The 16,618-nt window shown below is 61.9% G+C and carries 14 protein-coding genes; all 14 read left to right on the top strand.

What is annotated here, in order from left to right; genetic code table 11:
* The 14 genes from NO934_RS18135 (at window position 1) to NO934_RS18070 (ending at window position 16,567) form a co-directional block, all read left to right on the top strand.
* Complete coding sequence (locus NO934_RS18135; protein ID WP_309161417.1) at window positions 1-603, top strand: NADH-quinone oxidoreductase subunit C; 603 nt, start codon at window positions 1-3, stop codon at window positions 601-603.
* Entirely contained in the window at window positions 600-1,802 is a 1,203-nt protein-coding gene (locus tag NO934_RS18130; RefSeq protein ID WP_309161416.1) for an NADH-quinone oxidoreductase subunit D, read from the top strand. The genes NO934_RS18135 and NO934_RS18130 overlap by 4 nt, the downstream gene beginning before the upstream one ends.
* Window positions 1,802-3,028, top strand: a complete 1,227-nt coding sequence (nuoE, locus tag NO934_RS18125) for an NADH-quinone oxidoreductase subunit NuoE (RefSeq protein WP_309161415.1) — start codon at window positions 1,802-1,804, stop codon at window positions 3,026-3,028. Before NO934_RS18130 ends, nuoE begins: the two co-directional genes overlap by 1 nt.
* Window positions 3,029-3,040: 12 nt before the next feature.
* Window positions 3,041-4,348 (top strand): NADH-quinone oxidoreductase subunit NuoF, encoded by a 1,308-nt coding sequence (gene nuoF, locus NO934_RS18120; RefSeq protein WP_309161414.1) that lies wholly within the window; start codon window positions 3,041-3,043, stop codon window positions 4,346-4,348.
* Window positions 4,349-4,352: 4 nt separating this feature from the next.
* Window positions 4,353-6,356 (top strand): NADH-quinone oxidoreductase subunit NuoG, encoded by a 2,004-nt coding sequence (nuoG, locus tag NO934_RS18115; RefSeq protein ID WP_309161413.1) that lies wholly within the window; start codon window positions 4,353-4,355, stop codon window positions 6,354-6,356.
* A 72-nt stretch (window positions 6,357-6,428) separates the two neighbouring features.
* On the top strand, window positions 6,429-7,463 hold the full coding sequence (gene nuoH / locus NO934_RS18110) for an NADH-quinone oxidoreductase subunit NuoH (RefSeq protein ID WP_309163762.1): 1,035 nt from the start codon (window positions 6,429-6,431) through the stop codon (window positions 7,461-7,463).
* Between the two features lie 11 nt (window positions 7,464-7,474).
* A complete protein-coding gene (gene nuoI, locus NO934_RS18105; protein WP_309161412.1) occupies window positions 7,475-7,963 on the top strand; it encodes an NADH-quinone oxidoreductase subunit NuoI in 489 nt (162 codons plus the stop codon).
* A gap of 9 nt (window positions 7,964-7,972) precedes the next feature.
* Window positions 7,973-8,578, top strand: coding sequence for an NADH-quinone oxidoreductase subunit J (locus NO934_RS18100; protein ID WP_309161411.1), 606 nt, complete (start codon window positions 7,973-7,975; stop codon window positions 8,576-8,578).
* A gap of 12 nt (window positions 8,579-8,590) precedes the next feature.
* The gene (gene nuoK / locus NO934_RS18095; RefSeq protein ID WP_309161410.1) at window positions 8,591-8,905 is read left to right on the top strand and encodes an NADH-quinone oxidoreductase subunit NuoK; all 315 of its coding nucleotides are present in this window, start codon (window positions 8,591-8,593) and stop codon (window positions 8,903-8,905) included.
* A 65-nt stretch (window positions 8,906-8,970) separates the two neighbouring features.
* Entirely contained in the window at window positions 8,971-10,929 is a 1,959-nt protein-coding gene (gene nuoL, locus NO934_RS18090) for an NADH-quinone oxidoreductase subunit L (RefSeq protein WP_309161409.1), read from the top strand.
* On the top strand, window positions 10,926-12,476 hold the full coding sequence (locus NO934_RS18085) for an NADH-quinone oxidoreductase subunit M (RefSeq protein ID WP_309161408.1): 1,551 nt from the start codon (window positions 10,926-10,928) through the stop codon (window positions 12,474-12,476). The genes nuoL and NO934_RS18085 overlap by 4 nt, the downstream gene beginning before the upstream one ends.
* A gap of 9 nt (window positions 12,477-12,485) precedes the next feature.
* Complete coding sequence (nuoN, locus tag NO934_RS18080) at window positions 12,486-13,928, top strand: NADH-quinone oxidoreductase subunit NuoN (RefSeq protein WP_309161406.1); 1,443 nt, start codon at window positions 12,486-12,488, stop codon at window positions 13,926-13,928.
* A gap of 1 nt (window position 13,929) precedes the next feature.
* Window positions 13,930-14,823 carry a biotin--[acetyl-CoA-carboxylase] ligase gene (locus NO934_RS18075; RefSeq protein WP_309161405.1) on the top strand — a complete coding sequence of 298 codons (894 nt, stop codon included), beginning with the start codon at window positions 13,930-13,932 and terminating at the stop codon, window positions 14,821-14,823.
* Window positions 14,824-14,884: 61 nt separating this feature from the next.
* Window positions 14,885-16,567, top strand: coding sequence for a ribonuclease J (locus NO934_RS18070; RefSeq protein ID WP_309161404.1), 1,683 nt, complete (start codon window positions 14,885-14,887; stop codon window positions 16,565-16,567).
* Window positions 16,568-16,618: the final 51 nt, after the last annotated feature.

Raw genomic sequence — 16,618 nt, 5'->3', positions numbered from 1 at the left:
ATGGACAACTCTCTTTCCGAACTCGGCGAGTACATTGCGCTCAAGCTTGGCGAAGCCGTCGAAGGATATGGCGTGGCCTATGGCGAGCTGACCCTTGAGGCCAAGCCCGATGCCATCGTCAACGTCATGCGCACCTTGCGGGACGATCCGCGCTGCCAGTTCATCTCCATCATTGATGTCTGCGGCGTCGATTATCCCGACCGCGCGCAGCGCTTCGATGTCGTTTATCACCTCCTGAGCCCGCACCAGAACAATCGGATCCGCGTGCGGGTGATCGTGGATGAATTCACCCCCGTTCCTTCGATCACCGGCGTATTTCCCGGTGCCAACTGGTTCGAGCGCGAAGCTTACGATCTTTACGGAATTTTGTTCTCTGGCCACCCCGACTTACGTCGTATTCTCACCGACTACGGGTTCGACGGGCACCCTCTCCGCAAGGATTTCCCGCTCACCGGCTTTGTCGAGGTTCGCTACGACGAGGAACGCAAGCGCGTGGTCTACGAGTCAGTGCAACTGGCGCAGGAATTCCGGAACTTCGATTATCTCTCGCCCTGGGAAGGCACCGATTACGTGCTGCCCGGTGACGAAAAGGCCAAGCAATGACGCAAGCTGCTTCTGAGGTCGACGTCAGGACCTTTACTGTCAATTTCGGTCCTGTGCATCCGTCCGCACACGGCGTGCTGCGTCTGGTCCTAGAACTTGATGGCGAGGTCGTCGAGCGCGTCGATCCCCATGTCGGCCTGCTTCATCGCGGAACCGAAAAACTCATAGAGCACAAGACCTATCTTCAGGCCGTTCCCTATTTCGACCGCCTCGACTATGTGGCGCCGATGAACCAGGAGCACGCTTTCGCGCTGGCCGTCGAAAAGCTGCTCGGCATCGAAGTTCCGTTCCGCGGGCAGTTGATCCGCGTGCTGTTCTCCGAGATCGGTCGTCTGCTCAGCCACTTGATGAACGTCACCACCCAGGCCATGGATATCGGAGCGCTCACCCCGCCGCTGTGGGGTTTCGAGCAGCGCGAAAAGCTCATGGTGTTTTATGAGCGGGCCTCTGGTGCCCGCATGCACGCTGCCTATTTCCGCCCTGGCGGCGTCCACCAGGATCTGCCGCAGACGCTGATCGACGATATCGCGCAATTCTGCGAGGATTTCCCCAAGGCACTGGACGATATCGACAGCCTTTTGACCGGAAACCGCATCTTCAAGCAGCGCAATGCTGATATCGGTGTCGTGACGCTCGATGAAGCGTGGAGCTTCGGGTTCTCCGGCGTCATGGTCAGGGCTTCTGGCGCCGCATGGGATCTGCGCAAGGCCCAGCCCTATGAGTGCTACGATCGGCTCGATTTCGACGTTCCGGTTGGCCAGCATGGCGACTGCTATGATCGCTATCTCATCCGCATGGAAGAGATGCGTCAGTCCAACAAGATCATGAGGCAGTGTATCGAGCTGCTCAATTCGCCCGAAGGGCAGGGGCCGGTTTCCACCACCGACGGCAAGGTCGTTCCGCCTAAGCGTGGCGAGATGAAGCGTTCCATGGAAGCGCTCATCCATCACTTCAAGCTTTACACCGAAGGCTATCGCGTTCCTGAAGGCGAGGTCTATGCCGCCGTCGAGGCGCCTAAGGGCGAGTTCGGCGTCTATCTTGTCTCCGATGGCACCAACAAGCCTTATCGCTGCAAGATCCGCGCGCCCGGATTTGCTCACCTCCAGGCCATGGATTTCCTGTGCCAGGGGCATCTGCTCGCTGACGTCACGGCCATCCTGGGTTCCCTCGATATCGTGTTCGGAGAGGTTGACCGCTGATGAGTGTGCGCCGCCTAGCAGACGAATCCGTCCAGCCCGCCAGTTTCACGTTTTCCAACGACAATGCTGCCTGGGCGCAGAAGCGCATCGCCATGTATCCAGAGGGCCGGCAGCAGTCGGCGGTGATCCCGCTGCTCATGCGTGCCCAGGAGCAGGATGGCTGGATTTCCCGGGCGACGATCGAAACCGTCGCCGACATGCTCGACATGCCCTATATCCGCGTGCTGGAAGTGGCGACCTTTTACACCCAGTTCCAGCTCCAGCCGGTGGGCACGCGTGCCCACATCCAGGTCTGCGGCACCACCCCTTGCATGCTGCGCGGGGCCGAGGACATCAAGGCCGTCTGTCAGAAGCATATCCACGCCGACCCGCACCATCTCAACGCAGATGGCACGTTGAGCTGGGAAGAGGTCGAATGTGCCGGCGCCTGCGTCAACGCTCCCATGGTCACCATCGGCTTCGACACCTATGAGGACCTCACCCCCGAGCGATTCGAGGAAATCCTCATCGCGTTCCGCGACGGCAAGGGCGATACCATTAAGCCGGGCCCGCAAAACGGGCGCAAATTCTCCGCTCCGCTTTCGGGGCAGGTGACCCTGCTCGAGCCGATCCGGCCCGATGCACCGCATCGGCAGTCCGGAATTGTCGAGGAGCCCGATGCGACGGCTCCCGGCCGGATGCGCGACATTCCCGAGGAGGCCGCTCCCGCGCTCAGGACGCCCGTTCCCGAAGAGGACAAGGCGAGCGTGGAGGAAGTCGAAGCCGAAAAAAGCGAAACGATGGGCGACACCAAGCGCGAGCCCGATCAGGCTGGGCGCGAGGGCGCGACTGGCGCTGAATCGCCGGCCATCGAAAAAACCGGCAGCGAAACCGGTGAAGAAACCAAGACGACCGGCCGCAGCGGCGATTCCGAGAACCGCCCGCTGGTCACGGCGCTTGGCACAACGCCCGACAGCACGCCCATGTTCGAGCGCCCGGCTGGCGCACCGGACGATCTCAAGCTGATCTCGGGCGTCGGTCCCGGCATCGAAGCCAAGCTCAATAGCTTGGGCATCACCACCTATGCCCAGATCGCCGCGCTGTCGGATGCCGATAGCGAGCGTGTCGAAGCGGTGCTGAATTTCAAGGGCCGCATGAACCGTGACAATTGGAAGGGCCAGGCCAAGGCGCTCGCGGACGGTGGAATCGACGAATATGTCCGCGTCTTCGGCAAGAAGCCGCGCTAGGGGATTTGAACGATGCTGAGTGATAAGGACCGCATTTTCACAAATCTCTATGGGCAGGACGATTGGGGCCTTGAAGGGGCCAAGCGCCGTGGCTCCTGGAGCGGCACCAAGGATCTGCTCGACAAGGGGCGGGAATGGCTGACCAATGAGGTCAAGGCCTCCGGCCTGCGCGGCCGTGGCGGCGCTGGGTTCTCGACCGGCCTCAAATGGAGCTTTATGCCCAAGGTCAATGATGGGCGCCCGCATTACCTCGTCGTCAACGCCGACGAATCCGAGCCGGGCACCTGCAAGGATCGCGAGATCCTGCGCCACGATCCACACCATCTGATCGAGGGCTGCCTGATTGCTGGCCGCGCCATGGATGCGCACAAGGCCTTCATCTATGTGCGCGGCGAATTCATGCGCGAGCGTCACCGGCTCGAAGCTGCCGTGCAGCAGGCTTATGACGCGCGCCTGATCGGCAAGGACAATGTCCATGGCTGGGACTTCGATATCGTCGTCCACCACGGCGCAGGGGCCTATATTTGCGGCGAGGAAACCGCGCTTCTGGAATCGCTTGAAGGCAAGAAGGGACAGCCGCGTCTGAAGCCGCCGTTTCCGGCCGGTATGGGCCTTTATGGTTGTCCCACCACCGTCAACAACGTCGAATCCATCGCCGTTGTGCCGGAAATCCTGCGGCGCGGTGCCTCCTGGTTCGCGGGGCTCGGCCGCGAGAACAACACCGGCACCAAGCTCTTCTGCGTCTCGGGCCACGTCAACAACCCGGCGACCTTTGAAGAAGAGATGGGCACGCCCTTTGAGGAATTGATCGAAAAGCATTGCGGCGGTGTCCGTGGCGGCTGGGACAATCTCCTGGCGGTCATTCCCGGCGGCTCCTCGGTTCCCTGCGTGCCTGGAGAGAAAATCCGCACCGCTTACATGGACTTCGACGGACTTCGTGAAGTGGGATCTTCGCTCGGCACCGCCGCCGTGATCGTGATGGACAAGTCCACCGACATCATCAAGGCCATCTGGCGCCTCTCCGCTTTCTACAAGCACGAAAGCTGCGGCCAGTGCACGCCCTGTCGCGAAGGCACCGGCTGGATGATGCGCGTGATGGAACGCATGGTGCGTGGCGAAGCGCAAAAGCGCGAGATCGACATGCTGTTCGCGGTTACCAAGCAGGTCGAGGGCCACACCATCTGCGCGCTCGGCGATGCCGCCGCCTGGCCGATCCAGGGGCTGATCAGGAATTTCCGCCACGTCATCGAAGAGCGGATCGACGCATACACCTACAAATCCACCTCCGACGGTGCCGTACCGTCGGTTGCGGCGGAGTAAGCCAATGGCGCAAATCAAGGTCGATGGCGAACTGATAGAGGTTCCCGATCACTTCACGCTGATGCAGGCCGCCGAGGCGGCGGGCGCGGAAATTCCGCGTTTCTGCTACCACGAGCGCCTCTCGGTCGCCGGGAACTGCCGCATGTGCCTTGTCGAAGTGAAGGGCGGCCCCCCCAAGCCCCAGGCGAGCTGTGCCATGAGCGTGCGCGATCTGCGCCCCGGGCCGAACGGCGAAGCGCCCGAGATGTTCACCAACACGCCCATGGTCAAGAAGGCCCGCGAAGGCGTGATGGAATTCCTGCTCATCAACCACCCGCTCGATTGTCCCATCTGCGATCAGGGCGGCGAGTGCGACCTGCAGGACCAGGCCATGGCCTATGGCGTCGACACCTCCCGCTATTGGGAGAACAAGCGCGCCGTGGAGAACAAATATATCGGCCCGCTGGTCAAGACGATCATGAACCGGTGCATCCACTGCACCCGTTGCGTGCGCTTCACCACCGAAGTCGCCGGCGTCTCCGAGCTCGGCCTGATCGGCCGTGGCGAGGATGCCGAGATCACCTCCTATCTCGAACAGGCGCTGACCAGCGAATTGCAGGGCAACGTCATCGACCTCTGCCCGGTCGGCGCGCTGACCTCCAAGCCCTACGCCTTCCAGGCTCGCCCCTGGGAGTTGAGCAAGACCGAGACGATCGACGTGATGGACGCCGTCGGCTCGAATATCCGCGTCGATGCTCGCGGCCGCGAAGTCATGCGCATTCTCCCGCGCACGCATGAGGGCGTCAACGAGGAGTGGATTTCCGACAAGACCCGCTTCGTCTGGGACGGCCTGCGCACCCAGCGCCTCGACCGGCCTTATGCCCGCAAAAGGGGCAAGCTGCAGCCCGTGGATTGGACCGAGGCGCTGAACAGCGCCGCCAAGGCATTGGCCGGGGCAAAGAAAGTCGCGGGCCTCGTCGGTGACCTGGTTTCCACCGAGGCCGCCTTTTCGCTCAAGGCCCTGGTCGAAGGACTGGGGGGCAACGTAGAATGCCGTGTCGACGGGGCCAAGCTGCCCATCGGCAACCGCTCGGCCTATGTCGGCAACGCGGCCATCGCCGATATCGACAGCGCGCAGATGATCCTGCAGGTGGGAGCCAATCCGCGTGTCGAAGCGCCGGTCATCAACGCCCGGATCCGCAAGGCATGGCTCAATGGCGCCAAGATCGCCCGCATCGGCGAGCCGGCCTCGCTCACCTATGACGTGAGCGACATCGGGAACGATCGCGCCGCGCTGATCAGGCTCGCCGACATGGACCACGACGACAAGCACGGCGTGGCCGGCGTCATGATCGTCGGGCAGGGCGCCCTCACCGAAGCCGATGGCGAAGCGGTGCTGAGCCAGGCGATGAAGGCGGCAGACAAGGCCAAGTCCAAGTTTCTCGTGCTGCACACGGCCGCGTCGCGCGTTGGCGCGATGGACGTCGGTGCGGCCACGGAGGGCGGCTTGGAAGCGGCGATGGCCGGAGCCGATGTCGTCGTTAATATGGGTGCCGACGAGATCGAGATCGCGCCGGGCGCCTTCGTGATCTATATCGGCTCGCACGGCGATCGCGGCGCCCATCGCGCCGATCTGATCCTGCCTTCGGCCGCCTATACCGAAGAGTCCGGCATTTTCGTCAACACCGAGGGCCGTCCGCAAATGGCCCAGCGCGCCGTGTTCCCTCCGGGCGATGCCAAGGAAAATTGGGCCATTCTGCGCGCTCTATCGGGGCATGCCGGCACGGTTTTGCCGTGGAACAGCCTCGCGCAATTGCGCAGCGCAATGTTCGAGAAGCACCCGCATCTGGCGCAGATCGATGCGGTGCCGGACAATGGCTGGAAGCCGATCCGCGCGAAAAAGCCGGGCGATGCGGCCTTCCGCAATGCCGTCAGCGATTTCTACCTCACCAACCCCATAGCCCGCGCATCCGCCACCATGGCCGAATGCTCGCAGCTCATGGCGGGTCTGAAACAGGCCGCAGAGTAAGGCAGCGATATGGACTGGATTATCTACGCGCTCGACTATCTCTTCGGTGTGCCCATCATCGGCTTGGGCACCATGGTCGGGTTTGTCTGGAAGGCACTGCTGCTGCTGGTCGCGCTTCTGGTCTTCACGGCCTATATTCTGCTGGCCGACCGCAAGATCTGGGCCGCAGTCCAGATTCGTCGCGGCCCCAACGTCGTGGGTGCCTTCGGTCTGCTGCAGAGCTTCGCCGATCTGCTCAAATTCGTCCTCAAGGAACCGGTGATCCCCGCCGGCGCCGACAAGGCCGTCTTCATCCTCGCCCCGCTGGTCACCGTTCTTCTGGCGCTCGCCGCCTGGGCCGTGGTCCCACTCGACGAAGGCTGGGCGCTGGCCGACATCAACATCGGCATCCTCTATATCTTCGCCATCTCCTCATTGAGCGTCTATGGCGTCATCATGGCGGGCTGGTCGTCGAACTCGAAATACCCGTTCCTGGGCTCGCTCCGCTCGGCCGCGCAGATGGTCTCCTACGAAGTCTCCATCGGCTTCGTCATCATTACGGTGTTGCTCTGCGTCGGCTCACTCAACCTCACTGACATCGTCCTCGCCCAGCAATCGGGCGGGCTTGCCACCATGCTCGGCGTCCCGTGGCTGACCATTCTCAACTGGTATTGGCTGCCGCTGTTTCCAATGTTCGTGATCTTCTTCATTTCGGCGCTGGCCGAAACCAACCGGCCGCCCTTCGACATGGTCGAAGCGGAATCCGAGCTCGTCGCCGGCTTCATGACCGAGTACGGCTCCACCCCCTACATGATGTTCATGCTCGGCGAATATGTCGCCATCATCCTCATGTGCGCGCTCACCACCATCCTGTTCCTGGGCGGCTGGAGCGCGCCGGTGGACCTGCCGCCCTTCACTTGGATTCCCGGTGTGGTGTGGTTCGTTCTGAAGGTCTGCCTTGCGTTCTTCATGTTCGCCATGGTCAAGGCCATGGTGCCCCGTTACCGCTATGACCAGTTGATGCGTCTGGGCTGGAAGGTCTTCCTGCCCATCTCGCTGGCCATGGTCATCATCGTCGCCGCCGTCCTCCAGCTCACCGGCTGGGGCTGGCATGGCGGCATGGCATAAGGAGAGAGCCTATGAGCGCCTTGCGGTTCCTCGACGCCCTGTTCCTGCGCGAGTTCGTGTCGACCTTCTTTTTGGCGATGCGCTATTTCTTCTCGCCCAAGCCAACCATCAACTACCCCTTCGAAAAGGGCGCCGTTTCCCCGCGCTTCCGCGGCGAGCACGCCCTACGCCGCTATCCGAACGGCGAAGAACGCTGCATCGCCTGCAAGCTCTGCGAGGCGATCTGCCCGGCCCAGGCCATCACCATCGAGGCCGGCCCGCGCCAGAACGACGGCACGCGCCGCACGGTCCGTTACGACATCGACATGGTCAAATGCATCTATTGCGGCTTCTGCCAGGAAGCCTGCCCGGTCGATGCCATCGTCGAGGGGCCCAACTTCGAATTCGCAACCGAGACGCGCGAGGAGCTCTATTTCTCCAAGGAGCGTCTCCTGGCCAATGGCGATCGTTGGGAGCGTGAACTCGCCGCCAACATCGCCCTCGACGCACCGTACCGTTAGGAGCGACAGGTGACCTTGCCGCTGTTTTTCTTCTACCTGTTCTCGGCCGTGGTGATTGCCTCGGCGATCATGGTGATTTCCTCGCGAAATCCCGTGCACTCGGTGCTGTTTCTCATCCTCGCCTTCGTCAACGCCGCCGGCATTTTCATGCTGGCGGGCGCGGAGTTCCTCGCGCTCATCCTGGTCGTCGTTTATGTCGGCGCCGTCGCCGTGCTGTTCCTGTTCGTGGTGATGATGCTCGACGTCAATTTCCGCGCGCTGCGCCAGGGCGTCATGCAATATGCGCCCATCGGCTTCGTGGTTGGCATCATCCTGTTGCTCGAACTGCTGCTGGTCGCCGGTTCGGCGTTCATCGTTCCCCAGGCGGCGGGAACCGGGGCGCTCCCGATCGATGCCGGCGTTGAAAACACCAGGGCACTCGGGCAAGTGCTCTACACAAATTACATTTATCTGTTCCAGGCGTGTGGCCTTGTGCTGCTGGTGGCCATGATCGGGGCGATCGTCCTCACTCTGCGCCATAAGCCCAACGTCAAGCGCCAGGACATTGCGGCCCAGGTCGCGCGGGGCAAATCGGGCGTTTCGACCGTCAAAGTCGAGAGCGGAAAAGGGCTGTAGGGGGAATAAAAGATGACACCGGTTATCGGGCTCGGTCACTTCCTGACCGTAGCGGCCATTCTGTTCACCATCGGGGTGTTCGGAATCTTTTTGAACCGCAGGAACATCATCATCATCCTGATGTCGATCGAGCTCATCCTGCTCGCCGTCAACATCAACCTCGTGGCCTTCTCTGCCCATCTGGGCGATCTGGTCGGCCAGGTATTCGCGCTTCTGATCCTGACCGTCGCCGCCGCCGAGGCCGCCATCGGCTTGGCGATCCTCGTGATCTTCTTCCGCAACCGCGGCTCCATCGCGGTTGAGGACGTCAACATGATGAAGGGCTAGAGCATGATCCCGAAAAGTGAATACCGGTTTTCGGAAAAGATCATGCTCCAACAAGAAGGTCAGCCATGATCCAGGCAATTGTCTTCCTGCCGCTGATCGGGGCGCTGGTCGCCGGCCTGTTCGGCCGCGTCATCGGCCACAAGCCCGCTGAAATCATCACGACCTCGTTGCTCATGGCTGCTGCCGTGCTCTCGTGGATCGTCTTCCTGCCGTTCTTTTTGGGCGATGGGGAAGCCTACAAGGTCACCGTGCTGACCTGGATTCACGCCGGCGATCTCCAGCTTGATTGGGTTCTGCGCGTCGATACGCTCACCGCCATCATGCTGGTGGTGGTCAACACCGTCTCGAGCCTCGTGCACCTCTATTCCATCGGCTACATGCACGAGGATCCGCATCGGGCGCGGTTCTTCGCCTATCTCTCGCTCTTCACCTTCGCCATGCTCATGCTGGTGACCGCCGACAACTTCGTGCAGATGTTCTTCGGCTGGGAAGGCGTCGGGCTGGCCTCATATCTCCTGATCGGCTTCTGGTATCAGAAGGAATCCGCCCGCGCCGCCGCCATGAAGGCGTTCGTGGTCAACCGCGTTGGCGATTTCGGCTTTGCGCTGGGCATCTTCGGCACCTTCTTCTTGATCGGCACGCTCGGGTTCGATGAAACCGTCGCGGCTCTGCCTGGTGTGGCCGAGGCGACCATCCCGTTCCTGTGGTGGGATGCCCACGCCATGACCGTCATCTGTCTGCTGCTGTTCATGGGCGCCATGGGCAAGTCGGCCCAGTTCCTGCTCCACACTTGGCTGCCCGACGCCATGGAGGGTCCGACCCCGGTTTCCGCGCTCATCCACGCCGCCACTATGGTGACCGCCGGCGTCTTCATGGTCGCGCGGCTCTCGCCCATGTTCGAGTTGAGTGAAGCGGCAACCCTGTTCGTCATCTATATCGGCGCCATCACGGCCTTCTTTGCGGCGACCGTTGGTCTGGTGCAGAACGACATCAAGCGGGTCATCGCCTATTCCACCTGTTCCCAGCTCGGCTACATGTTCGTCGCGCTCGGGGTAGGGGCCTATTCGGCGGGGATCTTCCACCTCTTCACCCACGCCTTCTTCAAGGCGCTGTTGTTCCTTGGCGCCGGCTCGGTCATCCACGCGATGCATCATGAGCAGGATATGCGCAATATGGGCGGCATCGCCCGGAAGGTGCCCATCACCTACGTGATGATGATGATCGGTACCCTGGCATTGACCGGGGTGGGCATCCCCGGCACCTCGCTTGGGTTTGCCGGCTTTTTCTCCAAGGATTCGATCATCGAATCCGCCTATGCCTTCGGCGGCTCCACGGGAACGCTGGCCTTCTGGCTGCTGGTCATCGCGGCCATGTTCACGAGCTTTTATTCCTGGCGTCTCGTGCACCTCACATTCCACGGCTCGACCCGTGCCGATCATCATACGTTCGATCATGCTCATGAGAGCCCGAACGTGATGCTGATCCCGCTCTATGTCCTGGCCGTCGGGGCGGTGCTCTCGGGCGTCATCTTCTATGACTCTTTCTTCGGCCATGCCGAGCATATCGAGCATTTCTTCCACGGTGCCCTGGTCGTCGACGGTGGCATTATCGATGCGGCCCACCATGTGCCGACCTGGGTCAAATGGTCGGCCACCATCGCCATGCTCATCGGCTTTGCCCTGGCCTGGTTCATGTATATCCGCAGCCCGGAAACGCCAAAGCGCCTCGCCGAAGAGCATCGCGGGCTCTATCAATTCCTCTTGAACAAGTGGTACTTCGACGAGCTCTATGACCGCATCTTCGTGCGGCCGGCGCGCTGGATCGGCACCGCGCTCTGGAAGGGATTCGATGACTGGCTGGTCGACCAGACCCTGGTCGAGGGCCTGGGCCGCCGCGTCAAGCAGGCTACGGGTTACGTTACGCGCCTGCAGTCGGGCTATCTCTATCACTACGCCTTCGCCATGCTCATCGGCGTTGCCGCGCTTATCACCTGGGCCATCGCCGCCGGGGGGCTTCTGGGATGATCCTTGAAAATAACATCCTGACCATCGTTACCTTTCTGCCGCTGGTCGGGGCCTTCTTCATTCTGCTGACCCCGGGCCGCGACGCGGTCTCCGAGCTCAACGTCAAGCGCATCGCGCTGGCCACCACTGTGGTGACCTTCGTCTTCACGCTGGTCATGTGGGGCATGTTCGATCCCGAGACGGCATCGTTCCAGTTTGTGCAGAATCATCAATGGCTTGGGGACGTCATCGGTTACCGGATGGGCGTGGACGGCATTTCCGTGCTGTTCATTGTATTGACCGGCTTGTTGATGCCTATGTGCATTTTGGCGAGTTGGGATTCGATCACTTTCCGCATCCGCGAATACATGGTGCTGTTCCTGATGCTCGAGACGCTGATGATCGGCGTCTTCGCCACGCTCGATCTGGCCATGTTCTATGTCTTCTTCGAAGGCACGCTGGTTCCGATGTTCTTGATCATCGGCATCTGGGGTGGCAAGCGGCGCATTCAGGCCAGCTATAAGTTCTTTTTCTACACCTTCGTCGGTTCGGTGCTGATGCTGCTCGCCATCATGGCGATGTACTGGTACGCGGGGACGCTCGATATCGCGCGTCTGCTGCGGGTCGATTTCCCGCCCGAGATGCAGTTCTGGCTCTGGCTGGCGTTCTTTGCCTCGCTGGCGGTCAAGATGCCCATGTGGCCGTTCCACCGCTGGCTGCCCGAGGCGCACGTCGAGGCGCCGACGGCTGGCTCGGTCATCCTGGCGGCGATCCTGCTCAAGCTTGGCGGCTATGGCTTCCTGCGCTTTTCGCTGCCCATGTTCCCCGATGCATCGGCCTATTTCTCGAACTTCGTGTTCGTGCTTTCGGTCGCCGCCATCGTCATCACATCGCTGGTCGCGTTCGTTCAGACCGATATCAAGAAGCTGATCGCCTATTCGTCGGTTGCCCATATGGGCTTTGTCACTATGGGCATCTTCGCGGGCAATGTTTACGGCGTGCAGGGGGCGATCTTCCAGATGATCAGCCACGGCATCGTCTCGGGTGCGCTGTTCCTTTCGGTCGGCGTCATCTATGACCGCATGCACACCCGCGATATCGAGGCTTATGGCGGGCTTGTCGAGCGCATGCCCAAATATGCCTTTGCCTTCATGGTGTTCACCATGGCCAATGTGGGCCTGCCGGGCACCTCGGGCTTTGTCGGGGAGTTTCTGACGCTTCTGGCCATCTTCCAGGTCAACACCTGGTTCGCGGTGATCGCCACCACAGGCGTGATCCTTTCGGCCTGCTATGCGCTCTGGCTCTACCGCAAGATCATCTGGGGCGCGCTCGAAAAGGAAAGCCTGAAAGGCATTCTCGATCTCAACGCCCGCGAGATGGTGACGATCGTGCCCCTGATCGTCCTGACCATTCTCTTTGGTTTCTACCCCGCGCCGCTGATGGACGCGATGGCCGTCTCGGTTGATGCACTCGTCGAGCAGTATCAGGCCGCCGTCGGCATCGAGCAGATCGCTCCGGCGGTCGAGATTCAAGTGCCGGCCGAAGCAGCCGCGCCAGCGGCTCATTAGGAGGTGAACATGTCCGAATTTACCGGTTTCGCCTCTCTGGCGCCTGCCTATCCCGAAATGCTGCTGGCCATCGGCGCGCTGGCACTGTTGCTGCTGGGCGTGTTCTCGAAAAAGGAGAACTCGACGGTCGTCACCGGCATTGCCATCGGGCTCATGCTGGCCGTCGCCGTGATGATCGTCTTCCGCTCGACCGAAGGCGTGATCTTTGCCGGCGGCTTCATCAATGACGGCTTTGCCCGCTTCATGAAGGTTTTGGTCATCGCCGGCTCGGCCTTCGCGCTGATCCTTTCGGTCTCCACCGCCTCGGACAACGGGCTCAACAAGTTCGAATATCCCGTGCTTGTCGTCCTTGCGACGCTGGGCATGATGATGATGGTTTCGGCCAACGACCTGATGAGCCTTTATGTCGGCCTCGAACTGCAGTCGCTGGCCCTCTACGTCGTTGCCGCCTTCAAGCGCGACAGCGCCAAGGCCACCGAAGCGGGCCTGAAATATTTCGTCCTCGGGGCGCTGTCCTCGGGCATGCTGCTCTATGGCGCGTCGCTGGTCTATGGCTTTACCGGCCATACCCAGCTCAACGAAATCGCCCAGGCCGTGGCGCTGGGCGATCGCAATCCGGGCGTCATCTTCGGCCTGGTGTTCCTTCTGGCCGGCATCGCCTTCAAGATTTCCGCCGTGCCGTTCCACATGTGGACGCCCGACGTTTACGAAGGCGCGCCGACCCCGGTCACCGCCTTCTTCGCGTCGGCGCCCAAGGTCGCGGCCATGGCGCTGCTGATCCGCATCGTCTTCGATGCCTTCGAGCCCATCGCCAGCGATTGGCAGCAAGTGGTGATCTTCATCTCCATCGCTTCGATGGTGCTGGCCTCGTTCGCGGCCATCGGCCAGAATAACTTGAAGCGCCTTCTGGCCTATTCCTCCATTGGCCATGTTGGCTTCGCGCTTGTCGGGCTCTCCGCCGGCAGCCTGGTCGGGGTCGAGGGCGTCGCCATCTACATGGCGATCTATCTGACCATGACCATCGGCACCTTCGCCTGCATCCTGGCGCTCAAGAACGAGGACGGCTATGTCGAAACCATCGACGATCTCGCCGGCCTCGCCAAATCGAGGCCCTTCGTAGCGGGCATCCTGGCGCTCTTCATGTTCTCCCTGGTCGGGTTGCCGCCGTTTGCCGGGTTCTTTGCCAAGTGGCAGGTCTTCCTCGCCGCCATGGAAGCCCAACTCTTCGTCCTTGCCGTCATCGGCATGCTGGCCAGCGCGGTTTCGGCCTTCTACTACCTGCGCGTCATCAAGGTGATGTATTTCGACGAGCCCACGGCTGCCTATGCGGTCCCGGCGGTCGAACTGCGCGTCGTGATCGCCCTCACCGGGTTCCTGATCCTGACCTATTATGTAACGGTCGGTCCGGCCCTGACCGCGCTGGCGCACAGCGCTGCCAATTCGCTGTTCTAGCGTGGTCGCGTTCCCGCTCCCTCCCAAGGCCATCGAAGCCGGTTACCGTGTGATCGGCTTCGATACGGTCGGCTCGACCAACGCCGAAGCGATGAACGCCGCTCTGGCCGGCGATGCCGGAAAAATCTGGTTCGCCGCCCTGCAGCAGACTGAGGGCAGGGGCCGCCGCGGTCGCAAGTGGGAAAACCCCCACGGCAATCTCGCCGCTTCCCTGCTGATCGTTCCCGACGCTCCGGCGGCAAATCTCGCCAGCCTCGGTTTCGTTGCCGGCGTCGCCCTCAATGCAGCGCTTGCCCGCCTCATGCCTGCCGCCTCCATCCGCAGCGGCATCGACGGCGCTGATGGAGCGTGGTCAGGAAAAGTTGGAGACTTTTCCGGTTCGACCGCGCGACAAGACGAAAATTCCACGAGCGCAACGGGCAGGGCGCGCATCGCGCTCAAATGGCCCAATGACCTGCTCGCCGACGGCGCCAAACTCGCCGGCATTCTGCTCGAAGCCCAGAAGCGGCCCGACGGCAAGACGGCCATCGTCATCGGCATCGGCGTCAACGTCGTCGCCGCACCCGAGGGGCTGCCATACCCGGCCACCTCGCTTGCCGCCCTTGGCGCGCGCTTCGATGCCGCAGCGGTCTTCGAAGCACTGGCCGAAAGCTGGGTCGAGTGTTACCAGAAGTGGAACAATGGCCAAGGCACCGCCGAGATCATCCGGGCCTGGCGCGGCAGCGCCGCCGGCATCGGCACCGAGGTCGCCGTCCAGCGCAACGATGGCGTGTTGCGCGGCGTTTTTGAAACGATTGATGATGCGGGCCATCTGATTGTCCGCGACGACGAAGGGCATCGCATCGCCATTGCGGCGGGCGACGTCCATTTTGGAACCACGGCAACGCTGCGCTGACGAGGGCGATTGCCGCATTTTTTTAGAGGACGCGGCCGCACTCCGGCCGCGCTATTGGCTTATGGCAAAAAGCAATTCGGGCGCCGACGAACTGGTCTTCGTGCCCTTGGGCGGTGTCGGCGAAATCGGCATGAACATGGGGCTGTATGGTTTCGGCCCTCAAGAAAACCGCAAATGGCTGGTCGTCGATTGCGGCGTTTCCTTCGGCGGCCCCGAGCTGCCCGGCATCGAACTGGTGATGCCCGACCCCTCCTTTCTCGAAGACGAATCCGACAATGTCGTTGGCCTTGTCCTCACCCACGCCCACGAGGACCACTACGGCGCCATCCTCGATATCTGGCCCGCCTTCGACAAGCCGGTCTTTGCCGGCCGCTTCGGCGCGGCAATGCTCAAGGCCAAGCGGATTTCCAACAACATCGAGGACGATGTCGAGATTCAGATCTTCACGCCGGGCATTCCCTTCCAGGTTGGACCCTTCAAGGTCGAAGCCATCGAGGTTTCTCACTCGATCCCCGAATCCAATGCCCTGCTGATCGAAACGCCCGCCGGCCGCGTCCTCCACACCGGCGACTGGAAGATCGATCCCGAGCCCGTCGGCACCCCGCCCACCAACATCAAGCGCTTCCGGGAACTCGGAGCGGATGGCAAGCCGCTGGCGCTGATCTGTGATTCCACCAATGCCATGAAGGACGGCGACAGCCCCTCGGAAACCGAAGTCGGCGTCAATCTCGAGCGCCTGATCGCCACGGCCAAGAACCGTGTCGCCGTCACCATCTTCGCTTCCAATCTGGGCCGCATGATCTCGATCGCCCGCGCCGCCGCCAAGGCCGACCGTCAGGTCGTCGCCGCGGGCAGGGCGGTGCACCGCATCGCCGGCATTGCCCGCGAGTTGGGGCTGATGGAAGGCATCCCCGATTTCCTCGACCAGGACGCCTATGGCTACCTGCCGCGCGACAAGGTTGTGCTGATCTGCACCGGTAGCCAGGGCGAGGCCCGCGCCGCCATGGCCCGCATCGCCGATGGTTCACACCCGGTCATCGACCTTTCACCCGGCGATATGGCGATCTTTTCCTCCTGGGCGATTCCTGGTAACGAAAAGGCGGTCCTCGATATCCAGAACAAGCTGGTCGACAGGGGCGTCGAGGTGGTCACCGGGCGCGACGAGATGATCCACGTCTCCGGTCACCCGCGTCGGCACGAACTCGCCCAGCTCTACAATTGGCTGAAGCCGGACGTGCTGATCCCCGTCCATGGCGAGCCAATGCACCTTGAGGCCCACGCCACCTTCGGGCGTGAAAAGGGCATCAAGACGGTGATGTCGATCCGCAATGGCGACATGGTTCGGCTTTATCCCGAACCCAAGCACTTCCCTGGCGAGGTTCCCACCGGCGTTCTCTATCTCGATGGCAACCTGCTGTGCACGCCCGAGGAGTCCAATGTCCGCGATCGCCGCCGCCTCGGCTTCGGCGGCGTGGTCATCGTCTCGCTGGTGGTCAACGCCAAGGGACAGATCGTCTCAGGGCCGGTATTCGATCTGGACGGCATTCCCGATCTGGCAGACGATGACGATCCGTTGAGTGCGGTCGCTCACGATGCGGTGAGGGGCACCATCAAGAGCTTCCCCGAAAAACGCCGTGGCGATACAGGGCGCTTTGCCGAGGCCATTCGCCGGGCCGTGCGCTCCGAGCTCAACGCCGCCTGGGGCCGCAAGCCCATCGTCAAGGTGTTCGTCCACAAGGTGTGATCAGGAGCGTTGCCGGAAAGCGGTTTTTCGGTTCGGGCAACGCGACAAGGA

It is taken from the genome of Pelagibacterium sp. H642, assembly GCF_031202855.1.
In the GTDB taxonomy this organism is placed as follows: Bacteria; Pseudomonadota; Alphaproteobacteria; order Rhizobiales; family Devosiaceae; genus Pelagibacterium.
The sequence above is the reverse complement of the archived record's forward strand: the minus strand, read 5'-3'. Positions and strand labels throughout refer to the sequence as shown.